The organism is Serratia sp. BNK-12 (genome assembly GCF_047456085.1).
Taxonomy (GTDB): domain Bacteria; phylum Pseudomonadota; class Gammaproteobacteria; order Enterobacterales; family Enterobacteriaceae; genus Serratia; species Serratia liquefaciens.
This window is the reverse complement of the sequence record NZ_CP179896.1, coordinates 3637864-3655323: the sequence shown is the minus strand read 5'-3', so window position 1 is coordinate 3655323 and position 17460 is coordinate 3637864. Positions and strand designations below refer to the sequence as shown.

17 protein-coding genes are annotated in these 17460 nt (G+C 57.5%); 11 read left to right on the top strand and 6 right to left on the bottom strand.

Translation table 11 applies throughout. The features are described from left to right. Positions 1–123: 123 nt before the first annotated feature. Positions 124–1221, bottom strand: a complete 1098-nt coding sequence (gene ompC / locus ACMGG1_RS16965) for a porin OmpC (protein ID WP_046374141.1) — start codon at positions 1219–1221, stop codon at positions 124–126. Positions 1222–1601: 380 nt separating this feature from the next. Here ompC and ACMGG1_RS16960 point away from each other — a divergent pair, with 380 nt between their 5' ends. The 3 genes from ACMGG1_RS16960 (at position 1602) to dinG (ending at position 4571) form a co-directional block, all read left to right on the top strand. Further along, on the top strand, positions 1602–1919 hold the full coding sequence (locus ACMGG1_RS16960) for a carboxymuconolactone decarboxylase family protein (RefSeq protein WP_020825886.1): 318 nt from the start codon (positions 1602–1604) through the stop codon (positions 1917–1919). A gap of 4 nt (positions 1920–1923) precedes the next feature. Beyond that, positions 1924–2310, top strand: a complete 387-nt coding sequence (locus tag ACMGG1_RS16955; protein WP_122077792.1) for a tautomerase family protein — start codon at positions 1924–1926, stop codon at positions 2308–2310. Between the two features lie 62 nt (positions 2311–2372). Continuing rightward, a complete protein-coding gene (gene dinG, locus ACMGG1_RS16950; protein WP_174573941.1) occupies positions 2373–4571 on the top strand; it encodes an ATP-dependent DNA helicase DinG in 2199 nt (732 codons plus the stop codon). Here the strand turns inward: dinG and ACMGG1_RS16945 are convergent, their stop codons facing one another. Continuing rightward, positions 4572–5006, bottom strand: coding sequence for an Lrp/AsnC family transcriptional regulator (locus tag ACMGG1_RS16945; protein ID WP_020825889.1), 435 nt, complete (start codon positions 5004–5006; stop codon positions 4572–4574). Between the two features lie 136 nt (positions 5007–5142). Between ACMGG1_RS16945 and ACMGG1_RS16940 the strand changes: the two genes are divergently transcribed. Next, a complete protein-coding gene (locus tag ACMGG1_RS16940; RefSeq protein WP_046374138.1) occupies positions 5143–6057 on the top strand; it encodes a DMT family transporter in 915 nt (304 codons plus the stop codon). Here ACMGG1_RS16940 and ACMGG1_RS16935 read toward each other — a convergent pair. Then, positions 6016–7368 (bottom strand): MFS transporter, encoded by a 1353-nt coding sequence (locus tag ACMGG1_RS16935; RefSeq protein WP_414160878.1) that lies wholly within the window; start codon positions 7366–7368, stop codon positions 6016–6018. The two genes, ACMGG1_RS16940 and ACMGG1_RS16935, sit on opposite strands and share 42 nt — an antisense overlap. Positions 7369–7480: 112 nt before the next feature. On the opposite strand from ACMGG1_RS16935, the gene ACMGG1_RS16930 reads away from it, so the two are divergent. Continuing rightward, positions 7481–8395, top strand: coding sequence for a LysR family transcriptional regulator (locus ACMGG1_RS16930; RefSeq protein ID WP_198640167.1), 915 nt, complete (start codon positions 7481–7483; stop codon positions 8393–8395). A 73-nt stretch (positions 8396–8468) separates the two neighbouring features. Then, positions 8469–9098: a LysE family translocator gene (locus ACMGG1_RS16925; RefSeq protein ID WP_414160877.1), complete on the top strand. Its 630-nt coding sequence runs from the start codon at positions 8469–8471 to the stop codon at positions 9096–9098. Positions 9099–9100: 2 nt separating this feature from the next. On the opposite strand, the gene ACMGG1_RS16920 is transcribed toward ACMGG1_RS16925, so the two are convergent. Further along, positions 9101–9937 (bottom strand): helix-turn-helix transcriptional regulator, encoded by an 837-nt coding sequence (locus ACMGG1_RS16920; RefSeq protein ID WP_261108226.1) that lies wholly within the window; start codon positions 9935–9937, stop codon positions 9101–9103. A 100-nt stretch (positions 9938–10037) separates the two neighbouring features. Between ACMGG1_RS16920 and ACMGG1_RS16915 the strand changes: the two genes are divergently transcribed. From ACMGG1_RS16915 to ACMGG1_RS16900, 4 genes are read left to right on the top strand one after another with little or no spacing between them, the layout of a single operon-like run. Then, positions 10038–11462, top strand: a complete 1425-nt coding sequence (locus tag ACMGG1_RS16915; protein ID WP_262215359.1) for an MFS transporter — start codon at positions 10038–10040, stop codon at positions 11460–11462. Positions 11463–11522: 60 nt separating this feature from the next. Then, positions 11523–12155, top strand: coding sequence for an FMN-binding negative transcriptional regulator (locus tag ACMGG1_RS16910; protein WP_414160876.1), 633 nt, complete (start codon positions 11523–11525; stop codon positions 12153–12155). 40 nt (positions 12156–12195) lie between these two features. Beyond that, on the top strand, positions 12196–13155 hold the full coding sequence (ybiB, locus tag ACMGG1_RS16905; protein ID WP_122077804.1) for a DNA-binding protein YbiB: 960 nt from the start codon (positions 12196–12198) through the stop codon (positions 13153–13155). A gap of 49 nt (positions 13156–13204) precedes the next feature. Beyond that, a complete protein-coding gene (locus tag ACMGG1_RS16900) occupies positions 13205–15061 on the top strand; it encodes a M3 family metallopeptidase (RefSeq protein WP_414160875.1) in 1857 nt (618 codons plus the stop codon). A gap of 62 nt (positions 15062–15123) precedes the next feature. Here ACMGG1_RS16900 and bhsA read toward each other — a convergent pair whose 3' ends face one another. Both bhsA and ACMGG1_RS16890 read right to left on the bottom strand, forming a co-directional pair. Further along, positions 15124–15384 (bottom strand): multiple stress resistance protein BhsA, encoded by a 261-nt coding sequence (bhsA, locus tag ACMGG1_RS16895; RefSeq protein ID WP_020825899.1) that lies wholly within the window; start codon positions 15382–15384, stop codon positions 15124–15126. A gap of 165 nt (positions 15385–15549) precedes the next feature. Further along, positions 15550–16188, bottom strand: coding sequence for a flavin reductase family protein (locus ACMGG1_RS16890; RefSeq protein ID WP_414160874.1), 639 nt, complete (start codon positions 16186–16188; stop codon positions 15550–15552). Positions 16189–16307: 119 nt separating this feature from the next. Between ACMGG1_RS16890 and rlmF the strand changes: the two genes are divergently transcribed. After that, positions 16308–17273 (top strand): 23S rRNA (adenine(1618)-N(6))-methyltransferase RlmF, encoded by a 966-nt coding sequence (gene rlmF, locus ACMGG1_RS16885; protein WP_020825901.1) that lies wholly within the window; start codon positions 16308–16310, stop codon positions 17271–17273. The last annotated feature ends 187 nt before the right edge of the window (positions 17274–17460 follow it).

Below are 17460 nucleotides of genomic sequence, written 5' to 3'. Positions count from 1 at the left end.
AGCGGTAAATGAGGCAGGAACAGGCGGTAAAAGCACAAATGAAAAAACCGGGCGTTGCCGCCCGGCGAAGTAACTCTGGGTATAAAGTGAAGCTAAGGTTTGCAGTGGTGGTTATTCATCACATCAGAACTGGTAGGTCAGGGCGACGGCAATCACGTTGTCGTCTTTCAGACCCAGCTTGTTATCGCTGTCGAGTTGGTTGATTTTATAATCGACATAGGTCGACATGTTCTTGTTGAAATAGTAGTAGGCGCCAACGTCGATATATTTCACCAGGTCGGCGTCGCCGATGCCTTCAATATCTTTGCCTTTCTGCTGAACATAACCCAGCGATGGACGAAGACCGAAGTCGAACTGATATTGCGCAACCAATTCCAGACCTTCCGCCTTATTGGCAAAGCCGCTTACGGAAGTGGAATTATTATTGATAGTGGCGGTGCCGGAGATTGGCGCGATATTACGGCTTTGCGAATAGGTTGCTGCCAGGTAAACATCGTTGTTGTCGTATTTCAGGCCGCCGGCCCAAATATCAGCTTTGTCGCCCTTACCGAAGGTACCCGCTTTTTGCCCGGCAGTACGGTTGGAAGAGGCATAGGCGGCACCCACGCTCAGGCCGTCGATGATTTCATAGCTGGAAGACAGACCCCAACCGTCGCCGTTCGCCTTGCTGTTGGAACGGCCGTCGTTTTCGTTCTTGCCCTGGTACTGTACCGCGAACTTCAGACCTTCGACCAGGCCGAAGAAGTCATTGTTACGGTAGGTTGCCACGCCGTTGGTACGACCATTCATAAAGTTGTCGGTTTTGACGTAGGCGTCATCACCGAACTCAGGCAGCATATCCGTCCAGGCGCCGACGTCATAGATAATGCCGTAGTTGCGGCCGTAGTCGAATGAACCGATATCTTTATATTTCAGACCGGCGAAGCCCAAACGGGTTTTGGTATCTTTTGTGCCGTCAGATTCAGAGTGGTTGGCTGCTATTTGATATTCCCACTGGCCATAGCCAGTCAGCATATCGTTAATTTGAGTAGCGCCTTTAAAACCGATACGCACATAGGTTTTATCGCCATCATTACCGGCATCGTCAGAGAAATAGTGCAGTGCTTTTACGCGGCCGTAAAAATCAAGTTTGTTGCCGTCTTTATTGTAGATTTCTGCTGCCTGTGCTGTCTGCGCAATTAAAAGTGCCGGAATAATAACGGCCAGAAGATTACGTTTCATGATTTACCCTGCTTTATTCGATTGAAAGACGCTTATCATCAGTAGTACTGCTGTTTCACTGTGCCGCCTGTTTGTTTGCAGCGAGGATTTTTTACCGTAGTTATGTGATCTATTTATGACAAAATATTCATTTCCATGTCGAACGATTAAAAATCTCGCGGAAAGCGTCTGTTTCTTCTACGGGCGCCTAGAATTCCCCGTGATGCCCATCAGGTCGCTGCCAAAAATCATGCGTGAGATTTATACGTTGACGACTTCCTTCAGCGCATCAGGAGGGCTTATTGTCCTGTTTATGTGAATGATTGATGCTGAAAATCCCGATTTTCACCCATGCAGGTTGAGGGTAGCGTAAAGCTTCCCTTAAGCAGCAGGAGTGCAAGATGCAACCTTCCCAACAGGCTGGCCAGCAGGCGTTTGGCGACATTGCCCCCAAGTTGGCACAGCTCAGCGACAGCGTATTATTCGACGATGTATGGCAGCGACCGGGGCTTACGCCGCGCGAGCGCAGTCTGATCACCGTGGCGGCGCTGGTGGCGCTCAACCGCGTGGAGCAGATGCCGTTTCATCTGCAACTGGCCGAACGCAATGGCGTGAGCGTTGAACAGCTCGCCGAGGCGATCACTCATCTGGCGTTTTATGCCGGTTGGCCAGCGGCGGCCTCTGCCGTGGCACGCCTGCGCGAATTGAAACAGGAGTAGTCCCATGCCATTCAGCCGTATCGCTTTGCATCAGGGCAAGTCAGCGCAATACCTGAAAACCTTATCTGACAGCCTGCACCAGGCGCTGGTCGAGACTTTTAGCGTGCCGCCGGCCGACAAGTTTCAGGCCATTGATCAATACCGCCCCGGCGAGCTGATTTACGATCCCAATTATCTCGGCGGCCCACGTTCGGCGGATTATGTGCTGTTTTACATCACCATTGGCCGTCCGCGCGATACCGCCACCAAGCAGCGTTTTTATCAGCGGTTGGCGGCGTTGCTGGAAGAAAACCTGCAGTTGAGCCCGCAAGATGTGATGGTAGTGATTACCACCACCCAACAGGACGAGTGGTCGTTCAGTGCGGGTCGCGCCTCAATGATCGAAGGCTAGGCTGACGCAGCCGACGGTCTGTGGGACAATAGCGCCATCATTTCGTTGAGATACAGAGTTGAATGGCGCTCTCCCCCGCAGTTAAAGATCAGATTGGCCAGTGGTACAAAGCCCTGCAGCAACAAATACCGGATTTTATTTCCCGTGCACCGCAACGGCAGATGATCGCCGAAGTCGCGAAAACCCTGGCCGGAGATTATCCGCGCCACCTGGCGATTGAGGCGCCGACCGGCGTGGGCAAAACCCTGTCGTACCTGATCCCAGGGATCGCCGTAGGCCGCGCGGAGAGCAAACCCCTGGTGGTCAGTACCGCCAACGTGGCGTTGCAGGATCAGATCTACAGCAAGGATTTGCCGTTGCTGAAGAAGATCATTCCCGATTTGAAATTCACTGGTGCCTTTGGCCGCGGGCGCTATGTTTGCCCGCGTAATCTGGCGGCATTGAGCACCGACGTCAGCGAGCAGGGCGATCTGACGCTGTTCCTGGATGACGAACTGGCGCCTTCCAGCGGGGAAGAGCAGGCGCTGTGCCAGAAACTGAGCAAAGCGCTCAGCCGCCATGAGTGGGATGGGTTGCGAGACCATTATCAGCTGACGATCGACGATCCGCTATGGATCAAACTGAGCACCGACAAGGCCAACTGCCTGGGGCGTAACTGCCATTACATTCGCGAATGCCCGTTTTATATCGCCCGTAAAGAGATTGAAACCGCCGACGTGGTGGTGGCTAACCATGCGCTGGTGATGGCGGCGCTGGAAACGGAATCGGTACTGCCCAACCCGAAAGAGCTGTTGCTGGTGCTGGACGAAGGTCATCACCTGCCGGAAGTGGCGCGTGACGCGCTAGAGATTGACGGCGAAATCACCGCGCTGTCGACCAATTTGCAACTGGACATGATCGTGCGTCAGGTTGAACAGTGCATGACGCAATATCGCCCGAAAAGCCCACCGGGGCTGACCAACGACGAACGTTTGAAAAATCACTGCGAAGAGATGCGTGAGCTGATCCAGATTTTTGAGCATCAGGTCAGCGCCTATCTGCCGACCGACACCGTGATTGCCGAACACCGGTTTGAAATGGGCGAACTGCCTGCGGAGATGGTGGAAACCAGCGCACGCTTGTTCAAGCTGACTGACGCGTTGCGTGGGGTGGCGGAATTTATCCTCAACGATCTCAGCGAGCAAACCGGTAAGCACGACATTGTGCGACTGCACCGTTCAATCATTCAGATGAGCCGCACCCTGGGTTATCTGGAAGCGATGAGCAAACTGTGGCGGCTGGCGGCGCTGGACAAGTCTTCCAATGCGCCGATCTCCAAATGGGTCACGCGCGATTTGCGCGATAACGTGACGCACCTGTATTTGCACTGCGTAGGCATTCGCGTCAGCGACCAGCTCGAAAAGCTGTTGTGGCGCAAGGTGCCGCATGTGGTCGTCACCTCGGCGACCCTGCGTTCATTGAACAGCTTTGCGCGCCTGCAGGAAATGAGCGGGCTGAGCGAGAAAGCCGGCGATCGTTTCGAAACCCTGTCTTCGCCGTTTAACCACGTTGAGCAGGGCAAGATTGTCATCCCGAACATGCGTTTCGAACCGGCGATGGCCAACGAAGCTGAGCATCTGGAAGAGATGGCGCGCTTTTTCCGCGCCGAGCAGGCCAGCGGCAAACACAAGGGCATGCTGATCCTGTTCAGCAGTCATCGGGCGATGCAGACCTTCCTCAGCTACGTGACCGATTTGCGCCTGATGCTGTTGGTACAGGGTGATCAACCGCGTTATCGCTTGGTGGAAGAGCACCGCAAGCGGGTCGAAAAAGGCACTGCCAGCGTGCTGATCGGCCTACAGTCGTTTGCTGAAGGGCTGGATCTGAAAGGGGAATTGCTGACCCAGGTGCATATTCACAAGATCGCCTTCCCGCCGATCGACAGCCCGGTGATCCTGACCGAAGGCGAGTGGCTGAAGTCGCTGAAGCGTTATCCCTTCGAGGTACAAAGCCTGCCGAGCGCTTCGTTCAACCTGATCCAGCAGGTGGGCCGACTGATCCGCAGCAATGAATGCCACGGCGAGATCGTGATTTACGATCGCCGCCTGCTGACCAAAAGCTACGGCTCGCGCCTGCTGGCGGCATTGCCGGTGTTCCCCATCGAACAGCGTGAGGTGCCTGAAGCCGACAAGGCACACCAGGCAGCGCTTAAATCCGCCGCCGAAGCGGAGAAAAAGAGCAAGAAGCGCAAGGGCCCGTTCGCCCGCAAACGTACCCGTTAATCACAGCATTGGCGGCAGGCGACGTTTCACCGGCGTTGTTTTGACGATGGAGGTATTGCTCTGTGCGCGCTCGGCCAGCCGATCGAGGATCTGGTCGAGTTGCTCCATCGAATGCGCCACCAGACGCACGATAAAGCAGTCTTCGCCGGTCACCTTGTCACACTCAACCACCTCCGGGATCTCCTGAATCATTTGCTCGACCTTTTTCAGCATGCCCGGCAGCGGTTTGATGCGCACCAGCGACTGAAAAGCGTAGCCCAACGCCTGCAAATTGACGTTCAGGGTGTAGCCCTGGATCACGCCGCTCTCCTCCAGCCGCCGCAGCCGCTCCGAGGTACTGGGTGATGACAACCCGACGCTGGCGCTGAGGGTTTTCAGCGATACCCGCGCATCCTCTGCCAGCAGGTTCAGGATTTGACGATCGATAGCATCCATAGGCTCTCCATTAGGTTTTTTTCAATTCATGCCTTAATTAAAAAGGAATTTAAGCATTATTGCCTTTTTTATGCCATGGAAACCGCTGTAGGAAAGCCGCAAGCTAAGTGCATAGGCTTACTGTGAGGAAACTAAGATGAATGCAGAGATAAAACGCGGCTCGCTGGAGATGATCGCCGCGATGTTGATTTCCGGTACCATCGGCTGGTTTGTGCTGATGTCCGGCCAGCCGGTGATCAACGTGGTGTTCTGGCGCTGTGCGGTAGGGGCGCTGGTGCTACTGGCCATTTGTGCTGCGCTGGGGCAGCTGCGGCGCGACAGCCTGACGCGTACTACGTTGCTGGTGGCAATCGCCGGCGGCGTAGCGCTGGTGGTTAATTGGCTGTTGTTGTTTGCTGCCTATTCCTATGCGTCGATCTCCATCGCGACGGCGGTGTATAACACGCAGCCGTTCATGCTGGTGGCGCTGGGGGCGCTGTTTCTCGGCGAGAAGCTGACCCTGCGTAAGCTGTTTTGGTTGGTATTGGCGTTTATCGGCATGACGCTGGTGGTGTTGGCGCAGCCCAAACAGGCCGGTGGACAGAACAACTACCTGATGGGCATTTTGTTGTCGCTGGGCGCGGCATTTTTTTACGCGCTGATGGCGCTGGCCGCCAAACGGCTGAAAGGGACGCCACCGCACCTGATCGCCTTGATCCAGGTAACGGTCGGCGCGCTGATGCTGTTGCCGATGGTAGATTTCCACGCGCGGGCCAATGCCGGACAGTGGGGCATGCTGGTGACGGTGGGCGTATTGCACACCGGGATCATGTATGTGTTGCTGTATGGCGCGATCCAAAAGTTGCCGACCAACCTGACAGGTTCGCTGTCGTTTATTTATCCGATCGCCGCCATGCTGGTGGATCGCCTGGCGTTCGGTCACCGATTGGTGGCGCTGCAGTTTGCCGGCGCTGCCCTCATTTTGCTGGCGGCGGCAGGCATGAACCTGCTGGGGGAGCGCCGTGTTCGGCTAGCGGCTGCGCCAGGCGGCAAGCAGGCCCCCGAACAATGACAGCGCCAACAGCAACAACATCACCGGCGTGTAGCCGTAGCTCGGGTAAATCAGGGTCGCCACCGCCAGGCCAACGGCGCCGCCGAGATTGTGCAGTGTCCAGGTGATGCCTAACGCGCCGCCGCTTTGCGACTCGCTGACGCTGTTGAGCGTCGCCAACACCAGCGGGCCGAGAATGCAGCCCCAGCCCATCCCCATCAGGGCGAAGGCCCCGAGCAGCAGCGGCAGCGGGCTGTCGACGCTAAACCGGCTTTGCAGGGCGGCGGAGCCGGCAAGGGCGGTAAAACCGAGGATCAACGTCGCGCGTGGGCCGGATTTATCCACCCATCTGCCGACCCAGGGCGAGAGGGCTGCCATCACCGCGGTGGTTGGCAGCAACAACAGTCCCAGCATCGTTCCCTGGTAGTGGCGGGTGTTCTCCAGGTAGATCGGCATCAAAAAGAAAGCGGCGCAGTAGAAAAAGGCCAATAGCGCGCTCATCAGGCAAACGCGCAAAAAGGCGGGACGCCGCAGCAAAACCAGCGGTACCAGCGGCGAATGTGCCCGTCGTTCAACCGGCAGTAGCAGGCCGAGCGCGGCGAGCGCCAGTGCAGCCGTTAACCCGGTTTTTGCGCTCAGCCATCCCCATTGGCTGCCCTGACTGATGACCAGCAGCAGCCCGGCAACGCCGATCACCAACAGCAATAAACCGGGGATATCCAGCCTGCTGCCTTGTTGGGCGCGAGACTCTCGAACGCTTCCCAGGCAGAAGGCGAAACTCAGCGCAATCAGCGGCACGTTCAACAGAAACACCCAGCGCCAGCCCAGGGAACCGACCAACAGGCCACCGGCCACCGGGCCGATCGCCAGACCCAGGCCGTTGACCGCCAGCAAAATGCCGATTGCACGACCGCGCTGCTGCGGCGGCCAGGCATCGGCGACAATGGCCGTAGTGGCGGTGTACAGTACCGCGCAGGCGGCGCCCTGCACAAAACGCCAGACGTTGAGCAGCTCAATACTGCCTGAGAGCCCGGCGCCCAACGACGCGGCGGCGAACGTCAGCATTCCGCAGTACAACACCCGACGACGGCCATACAGATCCGCCAGCCGCCCGGCGCTGACCATAAAGGCGCACAGTGCCATCACGAACAACGTCATCACCCATTGTACGCTGCTCAGGCTGGCGGCCAGCTCACGCTGGATCGCGGGGATGGCGGTATTGACGATGGTGAAATCGATACAGCCCAAAAAGCTGGCGATACTGATGCCAATCAGCAGACGCCATAGTTGGGGCGTGCCGCTGTCGGTCAGAATTTCACTGCGTTCGCTCATAGGGGTTTCCTGGCAGAGAAGAGTGCGTCCAGTTTACTCAGCGAAGGCGGTAGCCAGTGGCGTTGTTTCATCGTTTAATAGGCGAATTAATATCGCCAATAGGGCAGGTATCATGATTTCCAGCGAACGATTACATGCAATCCGCGCTTTTGTGCAGGCGGTGCAGGCCGGTGGTTTTAGCCGTGCCGCCGAGCAACTGGGCCTTTCGCGTTCAACGGTGGGTAAAGCCGTGGCTCGGCTGGAACAGCGGCTGCAGGTGCGGTTGTTCCAACGCACCACGCGCAGCCTGTCGCTGACCGATGAAGGGCAGTTGTTCTATGACGATTGCCTGAAGGCGCTGGCGGCGCTGGAAGCGGCGGAAAACCAGCTGGCGGTTCGGGCCCAAACGCCGGAGGGACGACTGCGGGTATCGCTGCCGGTGCTGTTCGGCCAAAAGTGGGTGATGCCGCCGCTGCTGGCATTGGCGGACCGTTACCCGAAATTGCACATTGAAGCGTTGTTTTCCAACCGTGCGGCAGATTTGGCGGAAGAGGGGATCGATTTGGCAGTGCGGATCGGTTCGCCGGGTGATGCCGCGGCCATCACCGCGCGGCAACTGGGTGAGCAGCGGCAAATACTCTGTGCTGAACCGGGTTATCTGACACGACAGGGGGAACCGAGCACGCTAGCAGAACTGTCGCAGCATCAGGCGATTGGCTTACTGCGTGATGGGCGTAGCCAGCCGTGGCATTTGCTGGATGAACAGGGTAAAGCTCAGCGACTGTTGCCACCGGCCCGTTTGAGATTGGGCAATATGGAGGCGGTGCTGGGGGCTGCCTGCGCCGGTCAGGGAGTTGCCATGCTGCCGCGTTGGCTGGCGCATGATGCGCTGACGGCCGGGACGTTGCGTGAGGTTTTACCTGGCAGCTGCGGTGCAGGGCTGGCGATTAACGTGGTCTGGCTAAAAGGGACCGGCATGCCGTTACGGGTGAGGGTCGCCATTGATGCCCTGCTGGCGGCCTTCACCCCCAAAGCGCCGTGGCAGTGATTTGGCGCTGGTAAACGCCGGTGGCGCGGCTATGATAAAGCCTGCTTCCCACCATGCTGCGTACGGGTGATTTATGATCGATGCTTCCACCATTTTGCTGTTTTCCGGGGCCTGTCTGGCGCTGACGATGACCCCTGGGCCGGATATGTTGCTGATTGCCTCGCGCAGCGTTAGCCAGGGGCGCCGTGCCGGTTTCGCGTCACTGGCGGGGATCCAACTGGGTACCTATTGCCACGCGCTGGCGGCGGCGTTAGGCCTGTCGCAACTGTTTGTCGCGGTCCCGCTGGCCTATGATGCGGTGCGTATGTTGGGGGCAGCCTATTTACTGTATCTGGCGTGGAAAACGCTGCGATCCGGCAGCAGTTTGCAGGCTTCTGCGGGATTAGCCGCGGTACCGGCTGCACGCATTTTCCGGCAGGGATTATTCACCAACATTCTTAACCCAAAAATGGCGCTGTTCGTTTTAGCGCTGTTCCCACAGTTTATCGATCCACACGCCGGTTCGCTGGTGGTACAAATGCTGTTGCTGGCGACGGTGTTAAATCTGGTGGGGTTGGTGATTAACGGTGGGTTGATCCTGGCGGTCAGCGGCATGAAAAACCGTTTTATCGGCCGCCGCTTCAGTGCGCGCTGGCCGAATTACCTGTTGAGCGGCGTGTTCGCCGGGCTGGCCTGCAAGCTGATTTTTGACAGCCGCAAATAGCCTTACGCCTGTAAGGATGCTTCAAAAGCCGCGCTGGCCGGGCATTGCGGTAGCGCGCTGTACATCACCAGCCGCAAATGATTTTCTTCATCGACAATAAACGACGCATGTTCGAAGGTTACCTGGCCGGCGCCCGGCACAATGAACGTGCGTTCTCCCTGGCAGCGACCGTGAATGTCATGCTGTTGCCATAGCTGACGGAACTGAGGCGAAACCTGCTCTAGCGCCTGCACCCGCTGTTGCATGGTGGCGTCTTGTGGCGCACGCGCATAGTCGCGGCGGAAGCTGGCGAGGATTTGCGGTGCCTGCGCTTGCCATTCCACCAGCCGTTGATTGAGTTGGGGATCGGCAAACAGCATCCACAGCATATTGCGCTGATCCGCCGGGCGATCGCCAATCGCGAATAGCCGTTCCGCCGCCGGGTTCCAGGCGATGATGTCCCAGCTCAGATTCATCACGTAAGCCGGGCGCAGTTGCAGATCGTCCAGCAAGCGGCGCACCAGCGGTGAAACCTGACACCACTGATGACCGACCGGTATCGGCGGGCGTTGATGCGCCAGCAAAAACAGATGGTAGCGCCCGGTCGCATCCAGCTTTAAAACCCGCGCCAGATTTTCCAGAAAATCGACCGAAACGTTGATTTCCCGCCCCTGCTCCAGCCAGGTGTACCAGGTCAATCCTACGCCTGCCAACGCGGCGACTTCTTCGCGCCTCAACCCCGGCGTACGGCGACGCGTGCCGCTCGGTAAGCCGACGGCCTGCGGTGACAGCTTCTCGCGTTTTTGACGCAGAAAATCCGCCAGATCCTGACGGGTTCGGTTGAGGGTACGCGGTGGCATAGCGGTCGTCCTGTTGCTGTTAGTAATAGTATAACTGGCTATATAGTAACAGTTTATGACATGTTCCATACTGCCGCCATCGTAATCTTTGGAGGCACGTATGGAACAGTCATTAGCACAAGGCGATCGTCGTCTGGTGGGGTTACCGGTGTTGCTGTTGGGCGGCTTTGTGACGGTGTTTGACCTGTTTGTGGTGAACGTCGCGGCGCCGGTGATCCAGCAGCAGTTCGCGGCCAGTTTCGCTGGCGTGGGGTTGATCATTGCCGGTTATGAGTTGGCATTCGGCGTGTTGTTGATTGCCGGTGGACGTCTGGGCGATCGCTTTGGGCGACAGCGTATGTTTAGCCTCGGCATGCTGGGGTTTACGCTGACGTCGGCGCTGTGCGGTATGGCTACGTCACTGAGTATGCTGATCGTTGCGCGTTTTCTTCAGGGGGCCGCCGCGGCTCTGCTATTTCCGCAGATATATGCGTTGATGCGCGTATTGTACAACCCACATCAGCGGCGGCGCGCCTTCGCCTGGCTGGGGATGACGCTGGGGCTGGCGGCGATTTTCGGCCAGATATTCGGCGGGTTTATTATTGAAGCCGATGTTTTCGGCAGCAGCTGGCGTATGATTTTTCTGATCAATCTGCCGATCGGCGTATTGGCAATCGTGGCGGCGCGTCGCATTCCCGAGTCACGTCTTGAACAAGCACAGCGGCTGGACGGCATGGGCTTGCTGTTGGCGGCGACCGGTTTGCTGTTGCTGCTAGTGCCCTTGTTGGAAGGGCCATCGCGCGGCTGGCCCTGGTGGGTATTACCGGCGTTGGCTTGCGGAATTGGCATGCTTTGGGCTTTTATTCGTTGGGAGCGGCGTCTGGCGCAGCGTTCTGGGGATGCGGTCCTGGATCCTGCGCTGTTGCGGCAGGGCAGTTTTACCCCGGGGGTGGCCGTGGTGCTGGCGATTTACTCGACCGCCTCTTCGTTCTTTCTGTGTTTTGCCCTGCTGCTGCAAGCGGGAATAGGCCTGACGCCGTTTCAGGCCGGTAGCCTGTTTGCCCCTGCCAGTGCGGCATTTATGTTGGCCTCGTTCCTGGCACCGGGGCTGGTGCAACGGTGGGGGAACGGCGTGCTGGCGCTTGGCGTCGCAGTCTATGCCGCCGGCATGGCGCTGTTGGTGGTGGAGGTGCTGTCGGGTGCGGCATTGGTACAGCCGTTGTGGTTATTGCCGGGGCTGGTGATCCTGGGCTTCGGCCAGGCGCTGAGCATGACGCCTTTGCTTAATTTGGTGCTCGGGCTGGCGAAAGAGCATCAGGCCGGGATGGCCGCGGGGGTCATTTCGACCGTGCAGCAGGTGGGCGGGGCGTTGGGGATTGCCGCCAGCGGCGCGTTTTTTGTTCCCCTGTTGGCGGGCGGTGCTGGCGCAGAACGTTACGGACAGGCGTTTGCCGGCGCGATGGTTTACAACCTGCTGGCGATGGCCGTTGCCTTCGGCTTGCTGAGGTGGATCATCCAAAAACAACGCAAACTGGCCCTTCAGTAAACCCATGGCGGGTGTTATTGCTATTTACCGCCAACCGTAAATCCCCAAGGAGCCAAGGTAATGTATCTGCCTGCCTCATTCCGTGAAGACCAACTGGACGCTCAAATTGCGCTGGTGCGCGCCAACCCGCTCGGCATGTTAATCAGCCAGGGGGAGCAGGGCCTGGTGGCGGATCCGCTGCCCTTTTTAATCGATGCCGATGAGCAGGGCAACGTCCTGCTGCGGGCGCATTTGTCCCGTGCCAATTCCCATTGGCGGCTGTTGCAGGCTGCCAGTGAGTGCCTGGTGATTTTTCAGGGAAGAGACGGATATATTTCCCCTGGTTGGTATGAGACCAAACGCCGGAGCGGCAAAGTGGTACCCACCTGGAATTACAGCGTGGTACAGCTGCGCGGTACGCCACGGATCACGGAAGATGCCCGCTGGCTGCGACAACAGCTGGAGGGTTTAACTGCGCTGCAGGAGGGGCATCAACCTGAACCCTGGCGAATGGAAGATGCTCCGGCCCACTATATTGCCGCACAGAACCAGGGCATTGTCGGCATTGAGATAGCCGTAACCGAGCGTTTGGGCAAATGGAAAATGAGCCAAAACCGCAGTGCCGAAGACGCTGATGGGGTGATCGCCGGGCTGCGAGCAGGCGATTCGGACCAGCAGCAACTGGCGGATGAGGTTGAGCGTCGACGCGGATAGGGTATGCTGATCCCAGATTGGATCAGGGGACAGCAGAACGATGGATTACACCAAAATTATCAAAGAAATCGGCCGTGGCAAAAACCATGCGCGCGATCTGGATCGGGAAACCGCTTTCCAGCTCTATCAAAAGATGCTGGCCGGTGAGGTGGGCGAACTGGAGTTGGGCGGTATTCTGATCGCCCTGCGGATTAAAGGCGAAGCCGAAGAGGAAATGCTCGGTTTTTATCAGGCGATGCAGCAACAGGTGATGCGTCTGCAGGTGCCGCAGGGACGGCCGATGCCGGTGGTACTGCCAAGCTATAACGGAGCGCGCAAGCAGGCGAATCTGACACCGCTGTTGGCGTTGTTGCTGACGCGCGTCGGGTTGCCGGTAGTGGTGCACGGCGTGCTGGACGACAGTACCCGGGTTACCAGCGCGGAAACTTTTCAGGCGCTGGGCCTGCCCTGGTCGCCAGACGCTGCCCATGCCCAACGGCGTTTGGATAACGGCGAAACGGTGTTTATCCCGGTCTCGGCGCTGTCTGCCCCTTTGGATCTGCAACTTGGCCTGCGCTGGCGCATGGGGGTACGTAACAGCGCCCATACGCTGGCCAAACTGGCAACGCCGTTTGGTGAACAGGATGTGTTGCGCATTGCCAGCGTGTCGCATCCGGAATACGTCGGTCGGGTGGCTTCTTTCTTCCGTCAAATTGGCGCCCGTGGCTTGCTGATGCACGGCACCGAAGGGGAGGCGTACGCCAATCCTCAGCGCTGCCCGCAGATCCATTACATCGTTAACGGCGAGCAGCAAGTGTTGCTGGAGCGTCCGGAGCAGGATCCCACGCCGGAGCTGCCGGCAGCCAAGGATGCAGAAACCACCGCTCGCTGGACTGAGCGTTGCCTGGCGGGGGACGTGGCGATCCCGCTGGCGATCCAACGCCAGATCGCCTGCTGCCTGTTGGCCGCCGGTGAAGTCGACACCCTGGAACAGGGACTTGAACGTTTACGCAGCGCGTAAAACCCTTGTCTATACTGGAATATTTCGCTAATCGGCTGAAAGGATGGTTATGCAACAGGCTCTCGATTACTTCAATCAATTGAATCAGGACTATCTTGAGGTGCACCGCACCAAGGAAGATTTGTTTTGGCAAAACTATATGGGCATTGGCGGTGAGGGCGTTTCGGCCCGCTTCTCGGCGGCGGAAAGCGCCTATAAGCGTTTTATCGCCGAGCCGCGTCGGTTAGCGGAAATTCGTCAACTGTTGGCCGGGCTGGAGGCCCTGCCGCAGGATGCTCAGCGAGATGCGCTGCAGCACGGGCTGAACGGTTGGCTACGCTTTTTTGATTGCAACGCGATTGAAGATGCCGAGGCTCAAACGCTGTTGGATCAAATCATCAGCGCTGAGGCGGATCTTTATACCCGCCGCAAGGCTAACCCGGTCAGCCACTTGAATGCCGCCGGGCAGCGGGTAAATGCCTCGCTCGGCGAGCTGTTGACCAATCAGGCGACCAATGAAAATGAAGAGTATCGCCGCAGCTCGCAGAACGCGCTGCGTGAACTGGAGCAGTGGCTGTTGCATAACGGCCTGCCGGAGCTGATTAGCCTGCGAAACCGTTTTGCTCGCCAGATGGGCTTTCGTAACTATTTTGACTACAAGGTGAACAAAACCGAGCGTATGACGCCGGAACAGCTGTTCGCCATCCTTGATCGCTTCGAGCAGCAAACTCGCGAAGCCAACTCACGCAGCCTGCAGCAATTGGCGGCGGAGAAGGGTGAACAGGCACTGGAACCCTGGAACGTACGTTTTGCCAGCGCCGGTGATGTGACCCGCCAACTGGATCCATACTTCCCGTTTGCCCAGTCGCTGGAGCGTTGGATCAACAGCTTTAAACGGCTGCATATCGGATTTCGCGGTGCGCAGATGGATCTCGATCTGCTGGTGCGTGAGGGCAAGTATGAAAACGGGTTTATGCATGGGCCAGTGCCGCCGTTTATCCAGCAGGGCAAATGGCTACCGGCACGCATTAACTTTACCAGCCTGGCGCAGCCGGATCAGGTCGGTAGCGGGGCTCATGGTTTAAATACCTTGTTCCACGAAGGCGGTCACGCCGCACACTTTGCCAATATCTGCCAGAATGCGCCCTGTTTTTCGCAGGAATTCCCCCCGACCTCGATGGCCTACGCCGAAACCCAGTCGATGTTCTGTGACAGCCTGCTGGACGACGCCGATTGGTTGAAACGCTATGCGAAAAACGCGGCGGGTGAGGCCGTGCCGGATACGTTGATTGAGGCCAGCATCGCTGCGCGTCAGCCGATGCGTGCGTTCAACGAACGTCATATTTTACTGGTGCCTTACTTTGAGTGGGCGTTGTATCAGTGGGATGACGAACAGCGCACCCCGGAAGCGATAACCGCACTGGCACGCGAAGTTGAGCAAAAAATATTGGGCATCAGCGGCAGCCCGCGGCCGACGCTGGCGATCCCGCATTTGCTGTCGCTGGAATCGGCCTGCTCATATCAGGGCTATCTGCTGGCGCTGATGGCAGTTGAGCAGACGCGACACTTCTTCTTGCAGCGCGACGGTTACCTTACCGATAACCCGGCAATTGGTCCGGATCTGGCGCGTCATTACTGGCTGCCGGGTAATGGTGTCAGCCACGATGACACGCTGCGGAGTTTGACCGGTGAAGGTTTCAACCCGGACTATCTGGCGCAGGCCTGCAACCAGACGGTGGCGCAGGCCTGGCAGGCTGCACAGCAAACCATAGCGGCTGCAGTTGCCCGGCCACAGCCGGCGGCAGACTTCGATTTGGCGGCACATATCCGCGTGGTGGATGGCGATCTCGTGCTGGCCGATAACGCCGAAGGCGATGAAAAGATGTGCCGTGATTTCGCCGCGGCGATTAATGCCCGCCTGAATTAAATAGCCATAAAAAAGCCCGCCGATAGCGCGTATCGGCGGGCTTTTTCATTGTAATCCGTTAATTACTTGTAGATTACCGCGGTGCCGTGCATCAGGTTGTTGCCGCCAGCGGAGGTAATGGTGAACGCTTTGGCACCGGCCGCATCGGCTTTGGCGGACAGTTGCGCTTTCAGGCTGCTCAGGTCGGTCGCGCCACTGGCAGAGATCACACCGGCCTTCTCAAACTGTGTGGCATCTTGTGCGCTGACGTAGTCGGCAGCAAAAGAAGTGAAAGAGACGGCGCTCAGAGCGATAGCAGCAGCAAAAGTTTTGATGTTTTTCATGATAGTCATTCCTGTCTGGTTTTTAAGGGAGAAAGGCGCTTGCCTTTCGATGGAGTGATTATTGCGCAGTGACAGGAAGGATGAAATCGGAGAGTATTGATAATATCGTTCAATTTATTTGATTATTAATTGAGCCCTCCCTTCAGAGGAAGAAAGGGCCGTTTATTATCGTTTTTGCGCATCCGGGCGAACCAGATCGAAACGGTGTTGCTCCGAGATGCCATAGTAGGCCGTCGGCCCGCCGGCGCGCAGGATAGGCTCGGCAGCAGCGGTCTGATAAACGCCGTGTTGGTCCAGCAGTGACGAATCGATATGTACCGCGACCACTTCTCCCAGTACCAGCCAGGTATACACCTTTTCTCCGTCGGCGCTTTGCAACTGAATGCACTGTGACAGGCGGCATTCAAAGTTCACCGGGCTTTCCGCCACCCTTTCCGCTTTCACCCGACGGCTGGGCAGCGGTGTCACGCCGGCAAAGGCAAATTCATCTTCACCGCGGGCCAGGCTGGCCGAGCTGTTGTTCATGGCATCGGCCAGCGGGCGCGTCGCCAGATTCCAGACAAACTCCCCGGTTTCGACGATGTTTGCTACGCTGTCTTTCCAACCGCTGCTGGCGAAACCGATGATCGGCGGGCGGTAGTTGAAGCAGTTGAAAAAGCTGTAGGGGGCCAGATTGCGCTGGCCGCTCGCGCTGACCGATGAGATCCACCCGATGGGGCGTGGGCCGATGATGGCGTTCAGGGGATCGTGCGGCAGACCATGGCCTGTCGCGGGCTCGTAGTAATATTGGGACTGACTGCTCATAAGTGACCCAGGGTGGCTAAACAGAACTTTTATTCTGACGGGTTTCCCGTCGGCTGCAAGTTTGCCGCTGCTTTATGGTATCTTACGCGCCAGAAATACCTTTAAGAGAGCCCGTCACGGTGGAAAAAAAGAAAACCTTCCCGCAGCAGAAAAGCGGCCTGCACCCGCGTAACCGTCATCGCTCGCGCTATGATTTCCCGGCGCTGATCGCCAGCTGCCCTGCGCTGGAGCCGTTCGTCAAGCCGAATGCCTGGGGCGATATTTCGGTAGATTTTGCCGATCCGGCGGCGGTTAAAATGCTCAACCGTGCGTTGCTGCAACATTTTTATGGTATCGAACATTGGGATATTCCCGCCGATTATCTGTGTCCGCCGATCCCAGGACGCGCCGACTATTTGCACCACCTGGCCGACTTGTTGGCGACCAGCAACGGCGGCGAGATACCGCGTGGTAAAGGCGTGGCGATCCTCGACGTAGGCATTGGCGCCAACTGCATTTACCCGATCGTCGGCCTGCGTGAATACGGCTGGCGCTTTACCGGTTCAGAGATCGACCCGGTGTCGCTCAATTCGGCCAAAATGATTGTCGAGATGAACCCGACACTGAGAAACAGCGTACGTTTACGTTTGCAAAAACAGCCTGAGTTTATCTTTAACGGTATCATTGGCGTGGCGGAGAAGTTCGACGCCACGTTGTGTAACCCACCGTTCCACGGTTCAGAGCAGGAAGCACAGGCGAGTACCCGCCGCAAACTGCATAAGCTGGGCAAGGGTGAGGTGGCGGATAAGCCGGTACAGAACTTTGGCGGCAAAAATAACGAGCTGTGGTGCGAAGGCGGCGAAGAAGCCTTCGTGCGTAAAATGGTAGAGGAAAGCGTGAGTAAGGCGCAAAACTGCCTGTGGTTCACCTCGCTTATCTCCAAAAACACCACTTTGCCATCTATTTACCACGCGTTGAAGCTAGCTGGCGCCGCAGAAGTGCGCACCATTGAGATGGCGCAGGGGCAAAAGATCAGCCGTTTTGTAGCCTGGACCTTCCACGACGCGGAACAGCAGGCTGCCTGGGCGGCAGAACGCTGGCGTTAATTTCGGGGTTTGCATAGATTTTTGTCGGTATGGGAGATAACTCCCATACCGGCTTTAGGTTTGACTCCCTTTCTTGACATATCCTATTAAGATTCCTTAACTGTAGCCATACCAATAATAGCTATCCCAGCAGTGTGCATCGTCTCTCTCTATGTTGCAGGAGACAGGTTGCGGCACTGATGTGCCG